Origin of the sequence: Pseudomonas guangdongensis, from assembly GCF_900105885.1 — a bacterium.
Classification (GTDB): Bacteria; Pseudomonadota; Gammaproteobacteria; order Pseudomonadales; family Pseudomonadaceae; genus Geopseudomonas; species Geopseudomonas guangdongensis.
On the sequence record NZ_LT629780.1, the window covers coordinates 2396735 to 2419018 of the forward strand.

Below are 22284 nucleotides of genomic sequence, written 5' to 3' on the forward strand. Positions count from 1 at the left end.
CGATTGCCCACCAGCCCGGCTGTTGCCTCGTTGCCGCTAGAAAACCGCGGTGCGGTTTTTCTGCCTCATGAGCGGCTGTGACTCACGATCCGAAGGAAACGACATGACCACCCTGATGGTGCAGGGCACCACCTCCGACGCCGGCAAGAGCACCCTGGTGACCGCGCTGTGCCGCTGGCTGGCGCGCCAGGGCGTCGCCGTGGCGCCGTTCAAGCCGCAGAACATGGCGCTCAACTCGGCAGTCACCGCCGATGGCGGCGAGATCGGTCGCGCCCAGGCGGTGCAGGCCCAGGCCGCCCATCTGGCGCCGCATACCGACATGAACCCGGTGCTGCTCAAGCCGAGCAGCGACACCGGCGCCCAGGTGATCATCCACGGCCGCGCCGTCACCCGCATGGATGCCGCCGCCTACCACGACTACAAGCGCGTCGCCATGCAGGCGGTGCTCGACTCGCACCGGCGCCTCGACGCGCAGTATTCGGTGGTGATGGTCGAGGGCGCCGGCTCGCCGGCGGAGATCAACCTGCGCGCCGGCGACATCGCCAACATGGGCTTCGCCGAGGCAGTGGACTGCCCGGTGATCCTCATCGCCGACATCGACAAGGGCGGCGTGTTCGCCCATCTGGTCGGCACTCTCGAACTGCTCAGCCCATCCGAGCAGGCGCGGGTGCAAGGCTTCGTGATCAACCGCTTCCGCGGCGATCTGGCCCTGCTGCAGCCCGGCCTCGACTGGCTGGAGCAGCGTACCGGCAAGCCGGTGCTCGGCGTGCTGCCCTACCTGCACGACCTGCACCTGGAGGCCGAGGACGCCATCGACGTGCGCCAGGTCGACAAGCGCGAGGAACGTCTCAAGGTGGTGGTGCCGGTGCTGCCGCGGATCAGCAACCACACCGACTTCGACCCGTTGCGCCTGCACCCGCAGGTGGAGCTGAGTTTCGTCGGCCCCGGCCAGTCCATTCCGCCGGCCGATTTGATCGTGCTGCCCGGCTCGAAGAGCGTGCGCGCCGATCTCGCCCACCTGCGCGCGCAGGGCTGGGAGGATGCCATCCGCCGTCACCTGCGCTACGGCGGCAAGGTCCTCGGCATCTGCGGCGGGCTGCAGATGCTCGGCGGCGAGATCGCCGACCCGCTCGGCCTGGAAGGAGCGCCGGGGAGCAGTCGCGGTCTCGGCCTGCTGGAGATCGACACCGTGCTGGAAGCCGACAAGCAGCTGCGCAACGTGCGCGGCCGCCTGGTGCTGGAGGATGCCGAGGTCAGCGGCTACGAGATTCACGCCGGGGTCAGTCGCGGCGCTGACCTCGAACGCGCGGCGGTGCAGCTGGACGACGGCCGCTGCGACGGCGCCCTCAGTGCCGACGGCCAGGTGCTCGGTACCTACCTGCACGGCCTGTTCGAGACGCCCGCGGCCTGCGCCGCGCTGCTGCGCTGGTCCGGTCTGCGCGCGGTGGAGATGCCCGACTACCACGCCCTGCGCGAGCGCGACATCGAGCGCCTGGCCGATCTGGTCGAGGCGCATCTGGATACCGCGCGGCTGCGCGCGCTGTGCGGATTGGCGCGGTGACCGCCTAAAGTCGTCGGCGCGCAGCGGCGTGCGTACTTCGCAGGGTGGAAAACCGCGCAGCGTTTTCCACCGGGGACGCTCGGCGTCATTCATGGTGGAAAAGACCGGCGGTCGTTTTCCACCCTACACAAGACTTCGTGAATCGAGAGCCACTTCACCATGCTTGAACTGATCCTCGGCGGCGCCCGTTCCGGCAAGAGCCGCCTGGCCGAGCGCCTGGCGCTGGAGTCCGGGCTGGCGGTCAGCTACATCGCCACCGCCCAGCCCGGCGACGGCGAGATGGCCGCGCGCATCGCCCATCACCGCGCGCGGCGTCCGGCCGACTGGGAGCTGGTCGAGGAGCCGCTGCAACTGATGGCGGTGCTGCGCGACCGTGCGGCGGAAAATCGCTGCCTGCTGGTCGATTGCCTGACGCTATGGTTGACCAATCTGCTATGGATTGATGACGGCATGCACCTCGCCGGCCAGCGCGACGCCCTGCTCGACGGCATCGCGACCCTGCCGGGACGCATCATCCTGGTCGGCAACGAAACCGGGCTGGGGGTGGTGCCGCTGGGCGAGCTGACCCGTCGCTACGTGGACGAGGCCGGCTGGTTGCATCAGGCGCTGGCCGAGCGGGCACAGCGGGTGGCGTTCTGCGTGGCAGGGCTGCCGATGATCTTGAAGGGAGAGGCGCTATGAACGAGCAGTGGTGGCTGGCCGCGTGCCAGCCGGTGGACCATGTGGCGCGGCAGAAGGCCGGCCAGCGTCAGGCGCGGCTGACCAAGCCGAGCGGCTCGCTGGGCCGTCTGGAGTCGCTGGCGGTCGAGCTGGCCGGTCTGCAGGGGCGCGAGTGTCCACACCTGGAGCAGCCGTGGATCGCGGTGTTCGCCGGCGATCACGGGGTGGTTGCGGAGGGCGTGTCGGCCTACCCGCAGGCGGTGACCCGGCAGATGCTGCACAACTTCGTCGCCGGCGGCGCGGCGATCAGCGTGCTGGCCCATCAGTTGCAGGCACGCCTGGAGGTGATCGACCTGGGTACCGTCGGCGGCGAGCCGCTGGGTGGCGTACACAGCTACGCGCTGGGGCCGGGCACCGCCAACTTCACCCAGGGGCCGGCGATGAGCGTGGCGCAGTGCGTCGCCGCGCTGGACGCCGGGCGAGCCAGCGTCGAGCGGGCGCGACAGGTATGCGCCGGGCTGTACATCGGCGGCGAGATGGGCATCGGCAACACCACCGCGGCCGCCGCGCTGGGCTGCGCGCTGCTCGATCTGCCGGCGCTGGCGCTGACCGGGCCGGGTACCGGACTCGACGCGGCGGGGCTGTCCCACAAGCAGCGGGTGATCGACAGCGCGCTGCTGCTGCACCAGCACGCCGGCAGCGAGCCCTTCGAGGTGCTGCGGCGCCTGGGCGGCTTCGAGATCGCCGCGCTGGCCGGCGCCTTCGTCGCCTGTGCCCAGCACGGCCTGCCGGTGCTGGTCGACGGCTTCATCACCACGGTCGCCGCGCTGTGTGCGGTGCGCCTCAACCCGGCCTGCCGGCCGTGGCTGTTGTTCGGCCACCGCAGCGCCGAGCCGGGCCACGCCCTGGTGCTGCAGGCGCTCAAGGCCGAGCCGTTGCTCGATCTGGGCCTGCGTCTGGGCGAGGGCAGCGGCGCGGCGCTGGCGGTGCCGCTGCTGCGCCTGGCCTGCAGCCTGCACGGCGGCATGGCGACCTTCGAGGAGGCGCAGGTCAGCGACCGTCCGGCATGATCCTCGACCTGTTGCGCCACGGCGAAACCGAGCAGGGCGGCGGCCTGCGCGGGCGTATCGACGACGCCCTGACCGCGCGCGGCTGGCAGCAGATGCGCGCCGCCGTGCCTGCGGCGACGCCCTGGCAGGCGGTGGTCAGCTCGCCGCTGCAGCGCTGCGCGGCCTTTGCCGCCGAGCTGGCCGCGCAGCGCGGTCTGCCGTTGCACCTGGAGCCTGGCCTGCGCGAGCTGGACTTCGGCGCCTGGGACGGGCGCAGCGCCGTCGAGCTGATGGAAACCGATGCCGAGGCGTTGGGCCGCTTCTGGACCGATCCCTATGCCTTCACCCCGCCGCAGGGCGAGCCGCTGGTCGACTTCGAGGCGCGCATTCTCGCTGCGTTGCAGGCGCTACATGCGCGCTTCGCCGCGCGCCAGCTGCTGCTGGTCACCCACGGCGGGGTGATGCGCCTGCTGCTGGCCCGCGCTCGCGGTCTGCCGCGCGGCGACCTGCTGCAGGTGGAGGTGGGGCATGGCGCCTTGTGCCGGCTGCAGGTCGCCGCGTCGGACGCCACGGGGCTGCGCCTGCGCGAGTAGGGGCGCGGCATGCTTGCCCCGCTGTCGCGGGGCCATGGCGTTCGCGGTTATCTCAAGGCGCGACCGTCTCGACGGCGCTGATCCAGGGCTCCAGACGCTGGCCGAAGGCCAGCTCTATGCGCAGATCGGGCGTCGTCCGGTTGTCCTGCGTGCGGCTCTGCAGACCGCGCAGGGCATCGTGCCAGGGCTTCGGCACGTTGATCCGCTCGACGCTCAGCTCGTCGAGGTAGCCGCGCAGGTGCGGCGGATGGTCGTGCAGGACGGGACGTACCAGACCCTGGACGATGGCGTGGCGGCGCCGGTCCGGATAGCGCTGGCGCAGGGCGTCGCGGTCGCGGCCGACCGCCACCGCATACAAGCGGGTGTCGCGCAGCAGCTCCTCCAGCTGCTGCTGGCGCTGCCGGGCGAGCTGCTGCAGGTCGGCACTGTCGGGCTGCGCCGCGAGGCTCTGGCGGGCCTGTTCGAGGAGCTCCCGGTGTCGGCGCAGCGTCTCGTGGTAGGCCGGGCCGTCCAGCTCCAGCACCACCAGGGCCAGCCGCGCGGCCTGATGCCGGCAGCGCGGCTGGCAGTCCTGCGCCTCCGGCGCGCGAAATCCCAGCTTGCGCATCTGCGCCTCGCTCAGCGAACGGTCGTGGCGTCCGTTGTCGGCATCGGCGCCCGGTGGCATGCGCCACTGCAGGTGCAGGGCCTGGCCGCTGTTCTCCCCGCGCGGATAGCTCGGCAGGCCGGCCAGCTCGCGCGGGCCGAGCGTCAGGCGGCTGTCCGGCTCGCCGCTGCGGTTGTACCAGGCGCCGGCCAGAGCGGCGGCGTTGACCGCCAGGATCAGCGCCAGCGCGGCGAGCAGGGTGGGGCGTGGCGTCAGGGGCTTCATGCGTCGCGACCTCCCGGGCGCGCGTGGCGCAGGCGGCGCAGCACCAGCAGGGTCAGCACGGCGATCAGGCTGAGCAGCAGGAAGAACAGGTACCTCGGCAGCAGTGTCCAGCACCAGTCGAACAGCCGGATGTAGAGGAGCAGGATGAAGAAACCCAGGCCGGTGTTGAGCGTCTCCGGCCAGTCGCGGCGGCTGCCGAGCCAGATGGCGCCGCCGGCGATGAGGAAGCCGAGCACCTGGTAGAAGACCTCGACGATTGCGACCGGCCAGGGCAGGTGGCTGCCCTGGCCCCAGTGGCCCAGCACCAGGACCGGCACCAGCAGGGCGAGCAGACCGAACACCCGGTAGAGCGGCGCGAAGCCGGCGAAGCGCCATTGCGGCAGCCAGCGCGGCGCGGCGAACAGCAGCAGGCCGGCGGGCAGGAAGTGCTCGGGGAACTCGGCCATGTTCAGCCAGTAGACCCCGCTCCAGGTGCCGGTGTGCGCGGCGAGGAAGGCCAGCAGGCAGAGCAGGCCGCAGCCCAGCAAGAGGCGGCTGTGGCAGGCATAGGCCAGCAGCAGGGCGAACGCCGCCCAGGCCAGCAGGGCATGGTCGCTGGGCGTGAGGTTGAAGATCTGCCCGAGCATCACCGTGTTCAGCACCAGGCAGGCGAAGGCGAGCATCGCCGCGAGCGTGCTGAAGTAGCCCGAGCTGTCGCGCTCGCGCACGGCGAAGGTCAGCAGCAGGCTGCCCAGCGCGGCGCCGGCGAGCAGGGCGACCTGGGTGGCGGTGCCGAACAGTCCCCAGAACTGGTAGAACAGGAACAGCACGCTGGCGGCCAGGGCCAGGGCGCCGAGCAGCGAGGCGATGCGCATGCCCAGCGACAGCTGGCGGGCGCGGCGGTCCTGATCGATGTCGAAGCGCTGGCGATAGTCGTCGAGCAGCTGGCGGTGGTGGGCATCCAGGCGGCGCTCCTGCGCGCCGTCGAGCTGCAGGGCGTGCTCGCGGCGCAGGCGCTGCAGCTCGCGCTGGAAGGCCTGGATGTCGTCGGCCCGTTGCTGGGCCTGGTCGCGGTCGAGGGGCATGGCCTGTCCTTGCTGCCGATCCTGTCCTTCCCAGCAAAGCAGAAAGGGCGACTTGCGTCGCCCTTTCTGCGGGTGGGGGTGGGGTTGCCTCAGCGAGCGCGGCGCTGCAGGGCCTCGATGCGCTCTTCCAGCGGCGGGTGGCTCATCAAGAGGCCGGCCAGGCCGTGCTTGAGGCCGCCGTTGATGCCGAAGGCGGTCAGGCTGGAGGGCATCTGCACCGGCAGCTCCTGCTCGGCGCGCAGGCGTTGCAGGGCGGCGATCATCGCGCCGGTGCCGGCCAGGTCGGCGCCGGCTTCGTCGGCACGGTATTCGCGCTTGCGCGAGAACCACATGACGATGATGCTGGCCAGGATGCCCAGCACCAGTTCGGCGAAGATGGTCGCCACGAAGTAGCCGATGCCGTTGCCTTCCTCGTTCTTGAGCACCACCTTGTCGACGAAGTTGCCGAAGATCCGCGCGAAGAACATCACGAAGGTGTTCACCACGCCCTGGATCAGCGACAGGGTGACCATGTCGCCGTTGGCCACGTGGCCGATCTCGTGGGCCAGTACGGCCTTGACCTCGTCCGGCGAGAAGCGCTCGAGCAGACCCTGGCTGACGGCGACCAGGGCGTCGTTGCGGTTCCAGCCGGTGGCGAAGGCGTTGGCCTCGTAGGCGGGGAAGATGCCGACCTCGGGCATCTTGATCCCGGCCTCGCGCGACAGCTGCTCGACGGTCTGCAGCAGCCACTGCTCGTGGCGGGTGCGCGGCTGGCTGATGATCTCGGTGCCGGTGCTCATCTTCGCCATCCACTTGGAGATGAACAGCGAGACCAGGGAGCCGGCGAAACCGAACACGGCGCAGTAGATCAGCAGGCTGCCGTAGTTCTGGCCGGTGAAGCGGTCGACCCCGAGCAGCTTGAGAGTGATGCTGGCAATCACCAGCACGGCCAGGTTAGTGGCCAGGAACAACAGGATGCGCATCATGATGGGAACCGTCTCCTTGCGGGCAGAATCGCGGTGAGTCTGTGCGGCTATATAAGGGAGTGACCGGGGCAGTTCAACCGACGGGCTATTTCAAACTGTGTCGCGCAGGCCGTCTGGGATGGGCTGCAGCGCTGTCCGGAGGGGATGCCGCGGTCCCGGCCCCGCGCGCTACGCAGGGCCGGGGCGAGGTCACTGGCGGTAGGTCTTGAGGAAGTTGCCGATACGGCCGATGGCCTGTTCCAGGTCGTCGACCCGCGGCAGGGTGACGACGCGGAAGTGGTCCGGCCACGGCCAGTTGAAGGCAGTGCCCTGGACGATCAGCAGCTTTTCGGAGAGCAGCAGGTCGAGGACGAACTTCTCGTCGTTGTGGATCGGGCAGACCTTGGGGTCGATCTTCGGGAAGGCGTACAGCGCGCCCATCGGCTTGACGCAGCTGACCCCGGGAATGTCGTTGAGCAGCTCCCAGGTGCGGTTGCGCTGTTCGAGCAGGCGCCCGCCGGGCAGCACCAGGTCGTTGATGCTCTGGTAGCCGCCGAGCGCGGTCTGGATCGCGTGCTGCGCCGGCACGTTGGCGCACAGGCGCATGTTGGCGAGGATGTCGATGCCCTCGATGTAGCTCTTGGCCTTGTGCTTGGGACCGGAGATGACCACCCAGCCGGAACGGAAGCCGGCGACCCGGTAGGACTTGGACAGGCCGTTGAAGGTCAGGCACAGCACGTCGGGCGCCAGCGAGGCGGTGCAGATGTGCTGGGCGTCGTCGTAGAGGATCTTGTCGTAGATCTCGTCGGAGAAGATCACCAGGTTGTGCTGGCGGGCGACCTCGACGATCTGCTCCAGCACTTCCTTGGGATACACCGCGCCGGTCGGGTTGTTCGGGTTGATCAGCAGGATCGCCTTGGTGTTGCTGGTGACCTTGGCCTTGATATCGGCGATGTCCGGGTACCAGTTGGCCTGCTCGTCGCACAGGTAGTGCACCGGCTTGCCGCCGGCCAGTGCGGTGGCCGCGGTCCACAGCGGATAGTCGGGCGCCGGGATCAGCACTTCGTCGCCGTTGTTGAGCAGGGCCTGCAGGACCATGACGATCAGTTCGGACACGCCGTTGCCGAGGTAGATGTCCTCGATGCCGACGCCTTCCACCTGCTTCTGCTGGTAGTACTGCATCACCGCCTTGCGCGCGCTGAACAGACCCTTGGAGTCGCTGTAGCCCTGGGAGATCGGCAGGTTGCGGATCACGTCCTGGAGGATTTCCTCCGGCGCCTCGAAGCCGAACGGCGCCGGGTTGCCGATGTTCAGCTTGAGGATGCGCTGGCCTTCGTCTTCGAGGCGCTTGGCGTGCTTGAGTACCGGCCCGCGGATGTCGTAGCAGACGTTGGCGAGCTTGTTGGATTTGCTGACCTGCATGGAAGGAACCCCGAATAACCAGCGCCCGCCATTCGCTCTGGCGCAAATCGTCGGGCAGGCGGGCGAGGGCGCAGTCGGGGCGCTCCACGCGGTCTGCGAAGGCGGCTTGGCAGTCTCGAACGCGGGTGACAGACTGAAAGTCGAGCATCATACGACTGCCCCGGTCCCGGTGAAAGGGAAGGGGCAGGCTTTTTTCCCAGGCGAGGTGTTTTGTATGCAGAAGGTGGAAAAAACCCTGGAGCAGTGGCGCGACGAGCTGTCGGAAAGCCAGTTCCAGATATGCCGGCTCAAGGGAACCGAGCGGGCGTTCAGCGGCGAGTACTACCACTGCAAGACCCCCGGCGTGTACCGCTGTGCCTGCTGCGCCGCGCCGCTGTTCGATTCCGACGCCAAGTACGATTCGGGCAGCGGCTGGCCGAGCTACTTCCAGCCGGTGTCGCCCGAGGCGCTGCGCCGCGAGGAGGATTTCGCCCACGGCATGCACCGCATCGAGGTGCTCTGCGCGCGCTGCGACGCCCATCTGGGCCATGTGTTCCCCGACGGTCCGGAGCCGACCGGGCTGCGCTACTGCATCAACTCGGCTGCGCTGCGCCTGGAGGCGCGCGAATGAGCCTGCAGTGCCGCGAGCGGGAACCGGGCATGGAGGGCCGGCTGGACGGCTTTCTGGCGCGGGCCGAGCAGGTGCTCGAACGGCTCGAACCCTGGCTGCCGGCACAGCCGCAGCAGATCGACTGGCAGCATTGTCTGGCCGCCCGCTGGCAGCGCGAAGGACGCCACGGCAGCCTGCGTGCGTTGCAGGTGCGCCTCGATCTGCGTCTCGACGACCTGCTCGGCGTCGACCGCCAGCGCGCCCAGCTGGAGGCCAACACCCGCCAGTTCGTCGCCGGCCTGCCGGCCAACCACGCGCTGCTCTGGGGCGCGCGCGGCACCGGCAAGTCCTCGCTGGTGCGCGCCCTGCTGGCCGCCTATGGCGAGGCCGGCCTGCGGCTGATCGAGATTGAGCGCGACGACCTGGCCGACCTGCCGCAGGTGGTCGCGCAACTGGCCGGCCTGCCCCAGCGCTTCGTGCTGTTCTGCGACGACCTGTCCTTCGACGCCGGCGAGGGCGATTTCCGGGTGCTCAAGAGCGTGCTGGACGGCTCCCTGGAGCAGGCGCCGGACAATGTGCTGCTCTACGCCACCTCGAACCGCCGCCATCTGGTGCCCGAGCGGCAGAGCGACAATGCCGACTGGCAGCGGGTCGACGGCGAGCTGCATCCCTCCGAGGCGGTGGAGGACAAGATCGCCCTGTCCGACCGTTTCGGCCTCTGGCTGTCCTTCTATCCCTTCAGCCAGCCGGAGTACCTGGCCGTGGTGCAGCACTGGATCGCGGCACTGGCCGCGCCCTGCGGGCTGCGCTGGGCGTGGAGCGAGGAGCTGGCCAGGGAGGCGATCCGCTGGGCCCAGGGTCGCGGCAACCGCAATGGCCGCTGCGCCTACCAGTTCGCCCGCCACTGGGTCGGGCGTGCCCTGCTCGACGCGCTGCCGCGCTGAGCCTGGGCGGCCGCTCAGGGGTACTTGAGGCCGAGCTTGTCGAGCTTCTTCCTGCCGACTTTCGCCCAGGCGCGGGTGTCGAAACGCAGCACCGCCATGGCGCAGGTCGGCAGGTTGCTGTCCTTGCCCGTCAGTTGCAGCAGCAGGTCCGACAGCAGCGGGTTGTGGCCGACCAGCATGACCCGCTTGTGCTCGCCGTCCAGCTCGCGGATCAGCTGGAGCAGGTCGTCCACCTCGCCGCGGTACAGCCGTTCGTCCTCGACGATGTGCCGGCGCTTGATGCCGAGCTTGCGGGCGATGGCCGTCGCCGTGGCTCGGGCGCGCCGGGCCGGGCTGGACACCAGCAGGTCGAGCGCCACCTCGGACTCGGCCAGGCGCTGCCCCACCTTGGCCGCGTCGCGCTTGCCCTTGTCCGTCAGTGGACGCTCCCGGTCGTCCAGGCGGACGTCGTCCCAGCTCGACTGGCCGTGGCGAACGAGGAACAGCGCTTTCATGGCAGGCACCTCGGGTGTGCGGGTTCGAACTTCAGGTTAGCCTGCGCGGATGACAAACGGATGCAGGCGATCCGCCCGCCGCCGGGCGTGTATGATCTCGGCCAGTCCGCCCTTTCAGTCTCCCGACATCCCCTGCAGGAAAGATGGTCATGGAAGCCAATAGCCGTCCTCTGATGCGCATTTTCGAACCTACCGTGTGCTACCAGATACCGCTGTTCCAGCGCCCCTACGTGTGGCGCCGCGAGTGCAGCTGGCAGCCGCTCTGGGATGACTTCGAGCGGCTGCTCGGCCAGGCGCTGGACGGCCAGCGCCTGCGCCCGCATTTCCTGGGCACCGTGGTGCTCGAACAGCTGTACAACCCCAGCGGCTGGGTACAGCTGCGCCAGGTCATCGACGGCCAGCAGCGCTTCACCACCCTGCAGCTGCTGCTGATCGCCCTGCGCGACCTGTGCCGCAGCCTGGACAGCCGGCGCTACTTCGAGCGCTTCGACTCGCTGGTCTCCAACCGCGCCTCGATGGTCGACAGCCCGGAGGAGATCTGCAAGCTGCTGCCGACCAACTTCGACCGCCAGGCCTATGCCCGGGTGCATCGGGCCGGCAGCCCCGAGGCGCTGCTGGAGCAGTTGCAGGAGGCCGGCGAGAGTCCCGACCGCGAGCAGGGCATCGCTGGCGCCTACCTGTACTTCCATGGGCGGCTCGACGACTGGCTGCAGGCGGCGGACGCTGAGCCGTTGCGCCTGCCACGCGAGGACCGTCTCGAAGCGCTCTGGGCGGTGGTGCAGAAGGGCCTGCAGTTCGTGGTGATCGAGCTCGGCGACCACGACGAGTCCCAGGTGATCTTCGAGACGCTGAATGCCCGCGGCACCCAGCTGCTGCCGGCCGACCTGATCAAGAATTTCCTGTTCCGCCTGGCCCAGGCCGAGGGCGACGATATCGACCTGCTGTACCGGACGCACTGGGCGGCCTTCGATGGCGAGTTCTGGCGCGAGGAGCTCAAGCAGGGTCGTGACAGTCGCCCGCGTATCGACAGCTTCATTCGTCACTTCCTGACCCTGGTTCTGCGTCGCGATATCCGCCTTGGGCACATCTTCAACGAGTGCAAGCACTACGTGCAGTACGCCGAGGAGGGGCGCTCGTGCTTCCTTGCCCGCCCTGCGACGGCGCGCGAGCACATGGCGCTGCTGGGCGATTACGCCGAGCATTTCCACACCTTCTCCAGTCCGCCGCCGGGGTCGCGGCTGGCGCGCTTCCTCGCTCGTCTGGATGCGGTCGACACCTCGGCCCTCTATCCGTTCCTGCTGCTGTGCAGCCGGCAGCTGTGCCCGCAGCGGCAGGACGAGTTCGAGGCGATCCTCGAGGTGGTCGAGTCGTTCCTGTTCCGCCGGATGATCTGCGGGCTGAGCAGCAAGCACTACAATCGCCCGTTCCTCGATCTGATCCGTCATCTGGAGCGCGAAGGACGGATCAGCGCCTGTGCGGTGGCGCGTTTCCTGCTGGGCTGCGAAGGCGAGAGTGCGCGCTTCCCGGGCGATGCCGAGTTCCGCCGGGCGATCCTCGACTACCCGCTGTACCAGTGGTGGCCGCAATACCGGGTGCGCGCGGTGCTGGAGGCGCTGGACGATGCGCTCGGCGGCGCCGGAGGCGAGGTGTCCGGCCCTGCTTCCGCGCCGAGCGTCGAGCCCATCCTGCCGCTGAAGTGGGAGGAGCACTGGCCGTTGCCCAAGGCCCTGGGCAGGAACCCGGAGGGCCGACAGGCGTTCATCGAGCGGCGCGAGCGGCTCAAGCACACCCTGGGCAACCTGACCCTGGTCGCCGGCGGCCTGAGTCCGGCGCTATCGCGCGCCGGCTGGGCGGTGAAGCAGGCCGAGCTGCTCAGGGGCGCTGCGCCGAACCTGAGCGGCGGACTGCAGGATCTGCAGGAGTGGTCGGAGCAGGAGATCCTCGCCCGTGGCCAGCGGCTGGCCGATGCGGCCTGCGCGCTGTGGGCCTACCCGCTGCTGCAGCGGGAGACCTCGTAGGCCGCGGATCTGCTGTGTCGAAGGAGCTTGGGCGTCGATACATCGGCGCCCAAGCTCGGCGTCAGTGCGGCGCTTGGGCGCGGGCCAGCAGCTTTTCGAGCATCCGGCATTCGTCGGGGAGAATGGCCTGTACGCTGTCACGCTGGCACAGACGAGCCTGCAGGGCGGCCAGTCCCGGCCAGCGTGCGGCATCGATCTGGGCGTTGCCGTGTTCCATGTTGATCACCTGACAGGCGAAGGCGAGGTCGGCCATGCTCAGCCGGTTGCCGACGAAGTAGTCGTTGCCGGCGAGGGTCTTTTCCAGGTAATCGAAATGGCGCGGCAGCTTGTCCTCGATGGCCTTCTGTACCTCCGCTTCGTCGCAGGGCTTGCCCATGGTCGGATTGAGGGCGCGGTTGACGAACACGCAGAAGGTGGTCAGCGGCGCCAACTCGTAGTCGGCATACTTTTCCAGCCAGCGGATCTGCGCCCGCTCGGCGGCCGAGTGACCGTACAGGGCGATGGTTTCGGGATGCTGCTCTTCGATGTACTGGGCGATCACGCTGGAGTCGGCCAGGCTCAGCTCGCCATCCCTGAAGCCGGGAATGCGCCCGAGCGGGCTGATCTCGAAGAACCAGTCCGGCTGGTTGAAGGGAGCGACGATCTGCAGTTGGTAGTCCAGCCCTTTTTCGGCCAGCAGCAGGCGCAGCTTGCGGACGAAGGGAGAGAGCGGGGCGCCATATACCGTCATGCTCATGGTGCGGTTCCTTGTGTGGGCGGGGCGGACCTCTTTATAGCACGCGCCGAAGCGCTGCCAAGGCGCCTGCCACGGCTTCGTATCAGGCCGCTGGCGCGGCGCAAGCCATTGATTTGGAAAAAATTAACGAGCAGGGGTTGACGCCTTCCAGGGCGCTCCATAGAATGCGCGCACTTCCGATGCGAAGCCGGTAGCGAAAGCGAAAGCAGCAAAAGAGGTTGGAAATGTGGCAGTCACAAGCTGTTGTAAGTTCCAGGCCGCGTCCCCTTCGTCTAGTGGCCTAGGACACCGCCCTTTCACGGCGGTAACAGGGGTTCGAGTCCCCTAGGGGACGCCACTTAAGCGGGAATAGCTCAGTTGGTAGAGCACGACCTTGCCAAGGTCGGGGTCGCGAGTTCGAGTCTCGTTTCCCGCTCCAGATTTTATCGATCAGCACGTGGTTGCTGATCGAAATACAGACCCAGAATGATGGGTTGGCATAGGCTGAACAGCCGGATGTAAAGATTTAGCGCGGGAATAGCTCAGTTGGTAGAGCACGACCTTGCCAAGGTCGGGGTCGCGAGTTCGAGTCTCGTTTCCCGCTCCAGATTTTATCGATTAGCACGTGATTGCTGATCGAAATGCAGACCCAGAATGATGGGTCGGCATGGGCTGAAAAGCCTGATGTAAAGATTTAATGCGGGAATAGCTCAGTTGGTAGAGCACGACCTTGCCAAGGTCGGGGTCGCGAGTTCGAGTCTCGTTTCCCGCTCCAAATCGAAAAGGCACCATCTCACGATGGTGCCTTTTTCGTTTGCGCGTCGGCCTGGTCCATCCCTCCGCCGCCAGGCGGGAGAGGGACCGCCGTGTCAGTGGCGCGGGCTGCTGTCGGGCAGGGCGAGCAGCTGCTTTTCCTGCTCCCAGTTGAACGCTTCGCCCTGTTCTTCGGCGGCAAAGCGACGTTCGTCGAGCTGCTGGTACAGGTCGATCTCCTCGTCGGGCATGTAGTGCAGGCAGTCGCCGCCGAACAGCCATAGCAGGTCGCGCGGTACCAGGTGGGCGATCTGCGGGTAGCGATGGAAGACCTGGACGATCAGCTCCTGGCCCAGATGCATGGCCGATTCCGGCTGGTGCGGCAGTTCATCGAGCAGTTCGTCGAAGCGCTCGATGAACAGGGCGTGGTTGTCCTCCGGCACTTGCTCGGCGTCGCCCAGGGCGATCAGGATGGTGCGCAGGTGGGCGAGCAGGGCGAGATGGTGGTCGATGTAGGCAGTGGCCATGGTGGTGTCCGGCAGTGAAACGGTGGGCGATTATAACAGTTGCCCCCGCTGCGATTGGCGCCGGCAAAGGGGGCTGCCGCTGCGCCAAGGTTGCATTTATGCGTGCAAGTCCCTATGTAGTCCTTTCGATTTTACGCGCGTGCCTCTTCCATGACTTCCGCATTGACCATTCGCCAGTTGACCAAGACCTACGGCAACGGCTTCGAGGCCCTCAAGGGCATCGATCTCGATGTCGCCGAAGGCGACTTCTTTGCCCTGCTCGGCCCCAACGGGGCCGGCAAGTCGACCACCATCGGTATCCTTTCCACCCTGGTGAACAAGACCGGCGGCACGGTCGAGGTGTTCGGTCACGACCTCGATCGCGACCCTTCCGGCCTCAAGCGCTGTCTGGGGGTGGTGCCGCAGGAGTTCAACTTCAACCAGTTCGAGAAACCCTTCGATATCCTCGTCGCCCAGGCCGGCTACTACGGCATCCCCGCCGGCGTGGCGCGCGGGCGCGCGGAGAAGTACCTGACCGAGCTGGGGCTGTGGGACAAGCGCAACGTCGCCTCGCGGATGCTCTCCGGCGGCATGAAGCGTCGTCTGATGATCGCCCGCGCGTTGATCCACCAGCCGCGCCTGCTGATCCTCGACGAACCCACCGCCGGCGTCGACATCGAGCTGCGTCGCTCGATGTGGAGCTTCCTGACCGGGCTGAACCAGCAGGGCATCACCATCATCCTCACCACCCACTATCTGGAAGAGGCCGAGCAGTTGTGCCGCAACATCGGCATCATCGACCACGGACGCATCGTCGAGCACACCAGCATGCGCGAGCTGCTGATGCAGCTGCACGTGGAGACATTCGTGCTCGACCTGCGCCGCCCGCAGCCGATTCCGCCGGCACTTTCCGGGTATGCCTCCAGGCTGATCGACCCGCAGACCCTGGAGGTGCAGGTGGAGAAGAGCCAGGGGATCAACTCGCTGTTCGCCCAGCTGGCTGCGCGCGGCATCGAGGTGCTCAGCCTGCGCAACAAGACCAATCGCCTGGAGGAGCTGTTCGTCTCCCTGGTCGGCAAGAATCTCGACGGAGCTCAGTGAATGTCAGCCGAACTGCGAGCCAACCTGGTATCCCTGCAGACCATCGTGCGTAAGGAAGTGCGCCGCTTCATGCGCATCTGGCCGCAGACCCTGCTGCCCCCAGCGATCACCATGATTCTGTACTTCGTGATCTTCGGCAATCTGATCGGTCGGCAGATCGGCGACATGGGCGGCTTCAGCTACATGGAGTACATCGTGCCGGGGCTGATCATGATGTCGGTGATCACCAATTCCTACGGCAACGTGGTATCGAGCTTCTTCGGCACCAAGTTCCATCGCTCGATCGAGGAGCTGATGGTGTCGCCGACTTCGCCCCATGTGATCCTCACCGGTTTCGTGATCGGTGGCGTGCTGCGCGGCCTCGCCGTGGCGGCCATCGTCACCGGCCTGTCGCTGTTCTTCACCCGCCTGCAGATCCACCATGGTGTGGTCATCGCCGTGGTGATGCTGCTGACGGCGACCATCTTCTCCCTGTGCGGATTCATCAATGCGGTCTATGCGCGCAACTTCGACGACATCTCGATTATTCCGACCTTCGTGCTGACCCCGCTGACCTATCTGGGCGGGGTGTTCTATTCGATCAGCATGCTGCCCGAGTTCTGGCAGACGGTGTCGCTGGCCAACCCGATCCTGCACATGGTCAACGCCTTCCGCTACGGCATCCTCGGGGTCTCCGACATCCATATCGGTGTCGCCATCGGCCTGATGCTGCTGGCTACCGGCGTGCTCTACGGCATCAGCCTGAGCCTGCTCAAGCGCGGCATCGGCATGCGCCAGTGAGCCTGGAGCGCCGGCGCGTCTGTGCCGGTGCTCACGATCCTTTCCAGTCCCTTTCGCGAGCGAGCGTGTCATGGCGCAAGACGTCCACCATTCCCCGCTGGGCAAGACCACCGAATATGTGGCCGAGTATGCCCCCGAGTTGCTGTTCCCCATCCCGCGCCTGGCCAAGTGGCTGGAACTGGGCATCGATCCGCAGGCGCTGCCGTTCGAGGGGGTCGATCTGTGGAACTGCTACGAGCTGTCCTGGCTGAACGAGAAGGGCAAGCCGGTAGTGGCCATCGGCGAGTTCGCGATTCCCGCCCGCTCGCCGAACATCATCGAGTCCAAGTCGTTCAAGCTGTACCTCAACTCGCTGAACCAGACCCGCTTCGCCGGTCGCGAGGCGCTGGTCGAGGTACTGGCGCGCGACCTGTCGGCAGCGGCCGGGGCGGCGGTGGCGGTGCGCGTGCGTACTCTCGACGAGGTGGCGGCCGAGGGCATCGCCGGCCCGCGCGGCGAGTGCCTGGACGACCTGGATGTGGCGATCGACAGCTACGGTCCGCCGGATGCCGGCCTGCTGGCCTGCGACCGCGAGCGGCTGGTCAGCGAGACGCTGTACAGCCATCTGCTCAAGTCCAACTGCCCGGTCACCGGCCAGCCCGACTGGGGCACGGTTTCCATCGACTACTGCGGGCCGGCGTTGGAGCGTGCCGCGCTGCTCGCCTACGTGGTCTCGCTGCGTATGCACGGCGATTTCCACGAGCAGTGCGTGGAACGCATCTACCTCGACCTGCGGGCGCTGTTGCAGCCGCAGCGGCTGACCGTGCAGGCCCGCTACGTACGGCGTGGCGGGCTGGACATCAATCCGTGCCGCAGCACCCATCCGGTCGAGGCGGACAACCGCCGGCTGGTGCGCCAGTAGCCGCTCCGGCGGCGATGAAAAAGCCGACCCGCGGGTCGGCTTTTTCTTGTGCGGCGCGAGGGCTCAGATACCCATGTTGGCCAGGGTCTGCATGATCGAGCGCAGGCTGCCGGCCAGGGTCGGATGGCTGGCCTCGAACCGCTCCACTGCCAGGTTGACGCCGTCCACCAGGCTGGCGTCCGGCTCGCTGGCGATCTCGCGGGCCAGTTGCACCTCGATTTCGCTCATCAGCTCGATCAGCGCCGCCTTGTCCTCGTCGTTCAGCGGCGGCGCTTCGGCCAGCTGGTTGCGCAGGTCTTGCAGTTGTTGCTGAAGTTGGCGTGCGGGCATTGCGGTTTTCCTCTGCGATGGTCTGGAACTGCGGCCAGGCTCTGGCCAGCCAGCGTTTCGGCAAGATTAACCCAGACCGCCTCAACCCGGGTGATCGGCATCAAGCGTCCTGGCGGCAAGGCGCGCGGGAGTCTGCAAACGCCTTATACTGCGCGCCTGAGCGGGGCGTCGTGCGACGGGCCTGCCTGACCGATCAAGGAGAAAAAACGATGCGAGAGATTCGCAGCCACTGGCTCGGGCGTGCCGCAGCCATCCTGCTGGCCAGTCTGCCGCTGTTGGCGCAGGCTAGCGAAGAGGATCCCTGGGAGGCCTTCAACCGGCCGGTGTTCGTGTTCAACGACACCCTCGATACCTGGGCGCTCAAGCCGCTGGCGCGCGGCTATCAGGCGGTTACCCCGCAGTTCGTCGAGGACGGCATCGGCAACGTGTTTGCCAACCTCGGCGAGGTCGGCAACCTGGGCAACAACCTGTTGCAGGGCAAGCTGCACGATGCCGGGGTCGATACCGCGCGGATGCTGATCAACACCACCGTCGGCGTGCTGGGCTTCTTCGACGTTGCGCGCCACGCGGGCCTGATACGCAACGACGAGGACTTCGGGCAGACCCTCGGGGTCTGGGGCGTGTCCAGCGGTCCCTACCTGATGCTGCCGTTCTTCGGGCCGAGCTCGCCGCGCGATGCCGCCGGTCTGGCGGTCGACAGCCTGCACTCGTTCTACCCGCACATCGGCCATGTGCCGACCCGCAACAGCGTGCGGGCGCTGGACGTGGTGGATACCCGCGCCGGTCTGCTCCCGGCCGAGAGGGTGATCACCGGCGACAAGTACCTGTTCATCCGCAACGCCTACCTGCAGAACCGCGAATTCAAGGTCTTCGACGGTCAGGTCGAGGACGATTTCTGAGACCCGCTCGACCCTCCGCGGTGCGACAGGACGTCGCTGCAACAGGGTGTTTCGGCGGCGCCTTTGCGGCTTGAACCCGCCTGCCGATGCGAGTAGTGTCGCGCCTTGTATCGGCGGCCCCGGCCGCCGGTCTGCCCAACTTCTCAGCCGAGCCGCCTGCGGCGCCGTTTGCCTGGATGATGCATGCATACAATCAGTGCCAAGCTGCTGGTCGTCGATGATAACGACGGGGTGCGCGCCCATTTGGCCGCCTACCTTGAAGATGCCGGTTTCTGCGTCCTGCAGGCCGCCAGCGCATTGCGCGGCCTGCAGCTGTTCGAGCTGGAACAGCCCGATCTGGTGATCTGCGACCTGGGCCTGCCGCAGCAGTCCGGCAAGGAGCTGGTGCGGCGCATTCTGGAGTGCGACGGCGACGCGCCGGTGATCGCGACCTCCGATGCCGGTGTGGTGAGCGACGCCGTCGAGGCTTTGCGCCTCGGCGCGGTCGACTATCTGGTCAAGCCGCTGGACGATCTGGCGATGCTCGAGCACTCGGTGCGTCGCGCGCTGGATCGTGCGCGCCTGCGCCAGGAAAACCGTCGTTACCGCGAACGGCTGGAGGCCGCCAACCGCGAGTTGCAGGCCAGCCTCAGCCTGCTGCAGGAAGACCAGGACGCCGGGCGCCACGTGCAGATGAACATGCTGCCGGTAACGCCCTGGCAGGCGGGCGAGTTCCGCTTCGCCCACCAGATCATCCCCTCGCTGTACCTGTCCGGCGACTTCGTCGACTACTTCCGCGTCGACGAGCGGCGCATCGCCTTCTACCTGGCCGACGTCTCCGGGCATGGCGCCTCGTCGGCCTTCGTCACCGTGCTGCTCAAGTTCATGACCACGCGACTGCTCTACGAGTCGCGGCGCAACCGGCAGCGCACGCTGCCCGAGTTTCGTCCCTCCGACGTGCTGGCGCACATCAATCGCGGCCTGATCAACTGCAAGCTCGGCAAGCATGTGACCATGCTCGGCGGGGTGATCGACGAAACCACCGGCACCATGACCTACAGCATCGGCGGCCATCTGCCGCTGCCGGTGCTGTACAGCGAGGGTCAGGCCCGTTATCTGGAAGGGCGCGGCCTGCCGGTCGGCCTGTTCGAGGACGCCAGCTACGAAGATCACGAGCTGCAGTTGCCGGAAGCCTTCAGCCTGACGCTGCTCTCCGACGGTATCCTCGACCTGCTGCCGGGCGAGACGCTGAAGGACAAGGAAGCGGCGCTGCCGCAGTGCGTCTGCGAGGCCGGCGGCAGTCTCGACGGACTGCGCCGCGTGTTCGGGCTGGCCAACCTGGGCGAGATGCCCGATGATATCGCGTTGCTGGTGCTGAGCAGGAATTTTGCATGAGTACGGGTAAGATCCAGTTCGCCGAACAGGACGGCACCTTCGCCCTCAAGTTTGTCGGCGAAGTCCGCTTGACGCTGTGTTCGGCGCTGGATGCGACCATCGAGAAGATCTTTGGCGCGGGTAATTTCTCCTCGATCATCATCGATCTGACGGAGGCTTCGAATATCGACAGCACGACCCTCGGCCTGCTGGCCAAGCTGTCGATCCTGTCGCGGCAGAAGATCGGTCTGCTGCCGACCCTGGTGACCACCAATCCGGACATCACACGCCTGCTCGAGTCGATGGGCTTCGAGCGGGTATTTAACATGGTCGGTACGCCGGTGCCTTGTCCGGAATGCCTGCGCGACCTGCCGGCGCAGGATCTCTCCGAGGCGCTGGTGAAGACCAAGGTGCTGGAGGCGCACCGTATCCTCATGGGTCTCAACGAGCACAACCGCGAGGCCTTCCGCGATCTGGTCTCCGCACTGGAGCGGCACTGAACCGACGCAAGTCGCAGCATTTCAACTTCATGAGCCCACAAAAAAGCCGCACCCTCGGGCGCGGCTTTTTTGTGTCGAGCGTCAGGCGTGTGCCGCCAGCAGCGCTTCGAGCTTTTCCTGATCGCGGGCGAACAGGCGAATACCCTCGGCCAGCTTCTCGGTGGCCATGGCGTCCTCGTTGAGGCGCCAGCGGAAGCCGCTCTCGTCGAGGCTCTCGCGTGGCTCGCCGGCAGTGCCCGGCGCCAGACGGCGCGGCAGCTCGCCCTCGGCGTCGGCCAACTGCTGCAGCAGCTCCGGGCTGATGGTCAGGCGGTCGCAGCCGGCCAGCTGTTCGATCTGGCCGATATTACGGAAGCTGGCGCCCATCACCACGGTTCCGTAGCCGTTGGCCTTGTAGTAGTCGTAGATGCGGGTGACCGAGCGCACGCCCGGGTCTTCGGCGCCGGCGAAGTCGCGACCCTTGGCCTTCTTGTGCCAGTCGTAGATGCGCCCGACGAAGGGCGAGATGAGGAACACCCCGGCATCGGCACAGGCCTGGGCCTGAGCGAAGGAGAACAGCAGAGTCAGGTTGGTCTGGATGCCCTGGCGCTCCAGTTGCTCGGCGGCGCGGATGCCTTCCCAGGTTGCGGCGACCTTGATCAGTACCCGCTCGCGACCGATGCCGGCCTGCTCGTACAGGCCAATCAGGCGCCGCGCGCGCTCGGCGGTGGCGGCGCTGTCGAAGGACAGCCGCGAATCCACTTCGGTGGAGACGCGGCCGGGAACGATCTGCAGGATCTCGCGGCCCACCGCCACCGCGAAGCGGTCGCAGGCCAGCCCGAGATCCTGTCCTGCACTGGCGATGGCGGCCTGCAGTTGTCCGGCATAGCGGGGCAGAGCGGCGGCCTTGAGCAGCAGCGAGGGATTGGTGGTGGCGTCCACCGGCTGCAGGCGGGCAATGGCCTCGACGTCGCCGGTGTCGGCGACCACGGTGGTGTACAGCTTGAGTTGCTCCAGCTTGGAAGTCATCTGACAAGAACCCTGTCGTTACAGATGCTTCGACATTAACCGAGCAGCGCACCCCGGCTCAATGGGCTTGCGCCCCGGCAGGTTGCGGCAACGCCGTGCTTGCCGGAGTCCGAGCCTGCCGCAGGGCCTCGGTGATCCGGGGCGACTTTCCGGCGTATCTCGGCGGGCTCAGTGCGTGCCCAGCAGTTCGATGGCGTGATCGAAGACACTGAGCGGCGCCGGGCTCTTGTGCACGTCCACCGACAGCACCTGGCGGAAGCGCCGCGCTCCGTGGAATCCCTGAGCCAGCCCGAGCACATGGCGGGTGATGTGGTGCATGGCGCCGCCCTGCGCCAGGTGCCGCTCGATGTAAGGGCGCAGCTGGCGCAGCACGTCGCCGCGGCTGGGCGCCGCGCGTTCGCTGCCGAACAGCTGCCGGTCGACCTCGGCCAGCAGGTAGGGGTTGTGGTAGGCCTCGCGGCCGAGCATCACCCCGTCGAAGGTCTGCAGGTGCGTGCGGCACTCCTCCAGCGTCTTGATCCCGCCGTTGAGGACGACCTCCAGCGCCGGAAAGTCGCGCTTGAGCTGCGCGGCCACTTCGTAGCGCAGCGGCGGCACCTCGCGGTTCTCCTTCGGCGACAGGCCTTCGAGGATGGCGATGCGCGCATGCACGGTGAAACTGCTGCAACCGGCCTCGGCCACCTGGCCGACGAAGTCGCACAGCTCGGCATAGCTGTCGCGGCCGTTGATGCCGATGCGGTGCTTGACCGTCACCGCGATGCCGACCGCATCGCGCATTGCCTTCACGCAGTCGGCCACCAGCGCCGGATGCCCCATCAGGCAGGCGCCGATCATGTTGTGCTGCACCCGGTCGCTGGGGCAGCCGACGTTGAGGTTCACCTCGTCGTAACCCCAGTCCTCGGCCAGCTTCGCGCAGGCCGCCAGCTCCGCCGGCACGCTGCCACCGAGCTGCAGGGCCAGCGGGTGCTCGCTCGCATCGTGGTCGAGGAAGCGCGCGCGGTCGCCATGCAGCAGAGCGCCGGTGGTGACCATCTCGGTGTAGAGCAGGGCATGTTGCGAGAGCAGGCGCAGAAAGAATCGGCAGTGTCGGTCAGTCCAGTCCATCATCGGCGCAACGGAAAAGCGCCTGCTCTGGATGCCTTGATTTGCGCGGGATTCAGAGGGGGTGTGGGTCATGAAAAAGGCCTGTTTTTAGGGCTTTGTGCACACGCAGTGCACACGAAGGGCAT

23 protein-coding genes and 4 tRNA genes are annotated in these 22284 nt (G+C 67.2%); 17 read left to right on the top strand and 10 right to left on the bottom strand.

Going from position 1 to position 22284, the window contains the following annotated elements:
• Positions 1-103: 103 nt before the first annotated feature.
• From BLU22_RS11350 to cobC, 4 genes are all read left to right on the top strand, one after another.
• Positions 104-1561, top strand: a complete 1458-nt coding sequence (locus BLU22_RS11350; RefSeq protein ID WP_090214531.1) for a cobyric acid synthase — start codon at positions 104-106, stop codon at positions 1559-1561.
• A gap of 159 nt (positions 1562-1720) precedes the next feature.
• Entirely contained in the window at positions 1721-2242 is a 522-nt protein-coding gene (gene cobU, locus BLU22_RS11355; RefSeq protein WP_090214534.1) for a bifunctional adenosylcobinamide kinase/adenosylcobinamide-phosphate guanylyltransferase, read from the top strand.
• Positions 2239-3291 (top strand): nicotinate-nucleotide--dimethylbenzimidazole phosphoribosyltransferase, encoded by a 1053-nt coding sequence (cobT, locus tag BLU22_RS11360; protein WP_090214535.1) that lies wholly within the window; start codon positions 2239-2241, stop codon positions 3289-3291. Before cobU ends, cobT begins: the two co-directional genes overlap by 4 nt.
• Positions 3288-3863, top strand: coding sequence for an alpha-ribazole phosphatase family protein (gene cobC, locus BLU22_RS11365; RefSeq protein WP_090214538.1), 576 nt, complete (start codon positions 3288-3290; stop codon positions 3861-3863). The genes cobT and cobC overlap by 4 nt, the downstream gene beginning before the upstream one ends.
• Positions 3864-3915: 52 nt before the next feature.
• Here the strand turns inward: cobC and BLU22_RS11370 are convergent, their stop codons facing one another.
• From BLU22_RS11370 to BLU22_RS11385, 4 genes are all read right to left on the bottom strand, one after another.
• Positions 3916-4734: a DUF4824 family protein gene (locus BLU22_RS11370; RefSeq protein ID WP_090214541.1), complete on the bottom strand. Its 819-nt coding sequence runs from the start codon at positions 4732-4734 to the stop codon at positions 3916-3918.
• The gene (locus BLU22_RS11375) at positions 4731-5798 is read right to left on the bottom strand and encodes a DUF2157 domain-containing protein (RefSeq protein WP_090214543.1); all 1068 of its coding nucleotides are present in this window, start codon (positions 5796-5798) and stop codon (positions 4731-4733) included. Before BLU22_RS11375 ends, BLU22_RS11370 begins: the two co-directional genes overlap by 4 nt.
• Positions 5799-5887: 89 nt before the next feature.
• A complete protein-coding gene (gene htpX / locus BLU22_RS11380; RefSeq protein ID WP_090214546.1) occupies positions 5888-6763 on the bottom strand; it encodes a protease HtpX in 876 nt (291 codons plus the stop codon).
• A 189-nt stretch (positions 6764-6952) separates the two neighbouring features.
• Positions 6953-8164 carry a pyridoxal phosphate-dependent aminotransferase gene (locus BLU22_RS11385; RefSeq protein ID WP_090214548.1) on the bottom strand — a complete coding sequence of 404 codons (1212 nt, stop codon included), beginning with the start codon at positions 8162-8164 and terminating at the stop codon, positions 6953-6955.
• A gap of 214 nt (positions 8165-8378) precedes the next feature.
• Between BLU22_RS11385 and msrB the strand changes: the two genes are divergently transcribed.
• Both msrB and BLU22_RS11395 read left to right on the top strand, forming a co-directional pair.
• Positions 8379-8774 (top strand): peptide-methionine (R)-S-oxide reductase MsrB, encoded by a 396-nt coding sequence (msrB, locus tag BLU22_RS11390; RefSeq protein WP_090214551.1) that lies wholly within the window; start codon positions 8379-8381, stop codon positions 8772-8774.
• A gap of 29 nt (positions 8775-8803) precedes the next feature.
• On the top strand, positions 8804-9697 hold the full coding sequence (locus tag BLU22_RS11395) for an ATP-binding protein (RefSeq protein WP_090216410.1): 894 nt from the start codon (positions 8804-8806) through the stop codon (positions 9695-9697).
• 14 nt (positions 9698-9711) lie between these two features.
• Here BLU22_RS11395 and BLU22_RS11400 read toward each other — a convergent pair whose 3' ends face one another.
• Positions 9712-10191, bottom strand: a complete 480-nt coding sequence (locus tag BLU22_RS11400; protein ID WP_090214553.1) for a SixA phosphatase family protein — start codon at positions 10189-10191, stop codon at positions 9712-9714.
• Positions 10192-10340: 149 nt separating this feature from the next.
• Between BLU22_RS11400 and BLU22_RS11405 the strand changes: the two genes are divergently transcribed.
• Positions 10341-12209: a DUF262 domain-containing protein gene (locus BLU22_RS11405; protein WP_090214554.1), complete on the top strand. Its 1869-nt coding sequence runs from the start codon at positions 10341-10343 to the stop codon at positions 12207-12209.
• Between the two features lie 61 nt (positions 12210-12270).
• On the opposite strand, the gene BLU22_RS11410 is transcribed toward BLU22_RS11405, so the two are convergent.
• The gene (locus BLU22_RS11410) at positions 12271-12945 is read right to left on the bottom strand and encodes a glutathione S-transferase family protein (RefSeq protein WP_090214558.1); all 675 of its coding nucleotides are present in this window, start codon (positions 12943-12945) and stop codon (positions 12271-12273) included.
• A gap of 261 nt (positions 12946-13206) precedes the next feature.
• On the opposite strand from BLU22_RS11410, the gene BLU22_RS11415 reads away from it, so the two are divergent.
• From BLU22_RS11415 to BLU22_RS11430, 4 genes are all read left to right on the top strand, one after another.
• Positions 13207-13282, top strand: a tRNA-Glu gene (locus tag BLU22_RS11415).
• Between the two features lie 5 nt (positions 13283-13287).
• A tRNA-Gly gene (locus tag BLU22_RS11420) sits at positions 13288-13363 on the top strand.
• A 92-nt stretch (positions 13364-13455) separates the two neighbouring features.
• Positions 13456-13531 (top strand) — tRNA-Gly (locus tag BLU22_RS11425).
• Between the two features lie 92 nt (positions 13532-13623).
• Positions 13624-13699, top strand: a tRNA-Gly gene (locus BLU22_RS11430).
• 94 nt (positions 13700-13793) lie between these two features.
• Here BLU22_RS11430 and BLU22_RS11435 read toward each other — a convergent pair.
• Positions 13794-14204: a PA2817 family protein gene (locus tag BLU22_RS11435; RefSeq protein ID WP_090214561.1), complete on the bottom strand. Its 411-nt coding sequence runs from the start codon at positions 14202-14204 to the stop codon at positions 13794-13796.
• Between the two features lie 150 nt (positions 14205-14354).
• On the opposite strand from BLU22_RS11435, the gene BLU22_RS11440 reads away from it, so the two are divergent.
• The 3 genes from BLU22_RS11440 (at position 14355) to queF (ending at position 16965) form a co-directional block, all read left to right on the top strand.
• Positions 14355-15284: an ABC transporter ATP-binding protein gene (locus tag BLU22_RS11440; protein ID WP_090214563.1), complete on the top strand. Its 930-nt coding sequence runs from the start codon at positions 14355-14357 to the stop codon at positions 15282-15284.
• Positions 15285-16064, top strand: a complete 780-nt coding sequence (locus BLU22_RS11445) for an ABC transporter permease (protein ID WP_090214565.1) — start codon at positions 15285-15287, stop codon at positions 16062-16064.
• 70 nt (positions 16065-16134) lie between these two features.
• Entirely contained in the window at positions 16135-16965 is an 831-nt protein-coding gene (queF, locus tag BLU22_RS11450) for an NADPH-dependent 7-cyano-7-deazaguanine reductase QueF (protein WP_090214567.1), read from the top strand.
• Between the two features lie 63 nt (positions 16966-17028).
• Here queF and BLU22_RS11455 read toward each other — a convergent pair whose 3' ends face one another.
• On the bottom strand, positions 17029-17295 hold the full coding sequence (locus BLU22_RS11455) for a DUF4404 family protein (protein ID WP_090214570.1): 267 nt from the start codon (positions 17293-17295) through the stop codon (positions 17029-17031).
• A gap of 209 nt (positions 17296-17504) precedes the next feature.
• On the opposite strand from BLU22_RS11455, the gene BLU22_RS11460 reads away from it, so the two are divergent.
• The 3 genes from BLU22_RS11460 to rssC all read left to right on the top strand — a co-directional run bounded on the left by BLU22_RS11460 (position 17505) and on the right by rssC (position 20047).
• Positions 17505-18194, top strand: a complete 690-nt coding sequence (locus BLU22_RS11460; RefSeq protein ID WP_090214573.1) for an MlaA family lipoprotein — start codon at positions 17505-17507, stop codon at positions 18192-18194.
• A gap of 183 nt (positions 18195-18377) precedes the next feature.
• A complete protein-coding gene (gene rssB / locus BLU22_RS11465) occupies positions 18378-19568 on the top strand; it encodes a two-component system response regulator RssB (RefSeq protein ID WP_090214576.1) in 1191 nt (396 codons plus the stop codon).
• Positions 19565-20047, top strand: coding sequence for an anti-sigma factor antagonist RssC (gene rssC / locus BLU22_RS11470; protein ID WP_090214578.1), 483 nt, complete (start codon positions 19565-19567; stop codon positions 20045-20047). Before rssB ends, rssC begins: the two co-directional genes overlap by 4 nt.
• An 81-nt stretch (positions 20048-20128) precedes the next feature.
• Here the strand turns inward: rssC and tal are convergent, their stop codons facing one another.
• Both tal and dusA read right to left on the bottom strand, forming a co-directional pair.
• Positions 20129-21055, bottom strand: a complete 927-nt coding sequence (gene tal / locus BLU22_RS11475) for a transaldolase (RefSeq protein ID WP_090214581.1) — start codon at positions 21053-21055, stop codon at positions 20129-20131.
• Positions 21056-21223: 168 nt separating this feature from the next.
• Positions 21224-22231 carry a tRNA dihydrouridine(20/20a) synthase DusA gene (gene dusA / locus BLU22_RS11480; protein WP_090214583.1) on the bottom strand — a complete coding sequence of 336 codons (1008 nt, stop codon included), beginning with the start codon at positions 22229-22231 and terminating at the stop codon, positions 21224-21226.
• Positions 22232-22284 lie beyond the last annotated feature (53 nt).

Excerpts from the sequence above, each read along its gene's own strand:
- BLU22_RS11350 (WP_090214531.1), top strand. The coding sequence starts at position 104 with ATGACCACCCTGATGGTGCAGGGCACCACCTCCGACGCCGGCAAGAGC.
- cobU (WP_090214534.1), top strand. The coding sequence starts at position 1,721 with ATGCTTGAACTGATCCTCGGCGGCGCCCGTTCCGGCAAGAGCCGCCTG.
- cobT (WP_090214535.1), top strand. The coding sequence starts at position 2,239 with ATGAACGAGCAGTGGTGGCTGGCCGCGTGCCAGCCGGTGGACCATGTG.
- cobC (WP_090214538.1), top strand. The coding sequence starts at position 3,288 with ATGATCCTCGACCTGTTGCGCCACGGCGAAACCGAGCAGGGCGGCGGC.
- BLU22_RS11370 (WP_090214541.1), bottom strand. The coding sequence starts at position 4,734 with ATGAAGCCCCTGACGCCACGCCCCACCCTGCTCGCCGCGCTGGCGCTG.
- BLU22_RS11375 (WP_090214543.1), bottom strand. The coding sequence starts at position 5,798 with ATGCCCCTCGACCGCGACCAGGCCCAGCAACGGGCCGACGACATCCAG.
- htpX (WP_090214546.1), bottom strand. The coding sequence starts at position 6,763 with ATGATGCGCATCCTGTTGTTCCTGGCCACTAACCTGGCCGTGCTGGTG.
- BLU22_RS11385 (WP_090214548.1), bottom strand. The coding sequence starts at position 8,164 with ATGCAGGTCAGCAAATCCAACAAGCTCGCCAACGTCTGCTACGACATC.
- msrB (WP_090214551.1), top strand. The coding sequence starts at position 8,379 with ATGCAGAAGGTGGAAAAAACCCTGGAGCAGTGGCGCGACGAGCTGTCG.
- BLU22_RS11395 (WP_090216410.1), top strand. The coding sequence starts at position 8,804 with ATGGAGGGCCGGCTGGACGGCTTTCTGGCGCGGGCCGAGCAGGTGCTC.
- BLU22_RS11400 (WP_090214553.1), bottom strand. The coding sequence starts at position 10,191 with ATGAAAGCGCTGTTCCTCGTTCGCCACGGCCAGTCGAGCTGGGACGAC.
- BLU22_RS11405 (WP_090214554.1), top strand. The coding sequence starts at position 10,341 with ATGGAAGCCAATAGCCGTCCTCTGATGCGCATTTTCGAACCTACCGTG.
- BLU22_RS11410 (WP_090214558.1), bottom strand. The coding sequence starts at position 12,945 with ATGAGCATGACGGTATATGGCGCCCCGCTCTCTCCCTTCGTCCGCAAG.
- BLU22_RS11435 (WP_090214561.1), bottom strand. The coding sequence starts at position 14,204 with ATGGCCACTGCCTACATCGACCACCATCTCGCCCTGCTCGCCCACCTG.
- BLU22_RS11440 (WP_090214563.1), top strand. The coding sequence starts at position 14,355 with ATGACTTCCGCATTGACCATTCGCCAGTTGACCAAGACCTACGGCAAC.
- BLU22_RS11445 (WP_090214565.1), top strand. The coding sequence starts at position 15,285 with ATGTCAGCCGAACTGCGAGCCAACCTGGTATCCCTGCAGACCATCGTG.
- queF (WP_090214567.1), top strand. The coding sequence starts at position 16,135 with ATGGCGCAAGACGTCCACCATTCCCCGCTGGGCAAGACCACCGAATAT.
- BLU22_RS11455 (WP_090214570.1), bottom strand. The coding sequence starts at position 17,295 with ATGCCCGCACGCCAACTTCAGCAACAACTGCAAGACCTGCGCAACCAG.
- BLU22_RS11460 (WP_090214573.1), top strand. The coding sequence starts at position 17,505 with ATGCGAGAGATTCGCAGCCACTGGCTCGGGCGTGCCGCAGCCATCCTG.
- rssB (WP_090214576.1), top strand. The coding sequence starts at position 18,378 with ATGCATACAATCAGTGCCAAGCTGCTGGTCGTCGATGATAACGACGGG.
- rssC (WP_090214578.1), top strand. The coding sequence starts at position 19,565 with ATGAGTACGGGTAAGATCCAGTTCGCCGAACAGGACGGCACCTTCGCC.
- tal (WP_090214581.1), bottom strand. The coding sequence starts at position 21,055 with ATGACTTCCAAGCTGGAGCAACTCAAGCTGTACACCACCGTGGTCGCC.
- dusA (WP_090214583.1), bottom strand. The coding sequence starts at position 22,231 with ATGACCCACACCCCCTCTGAATCCCGCGCAAATCAAGGCATCCAGAGC.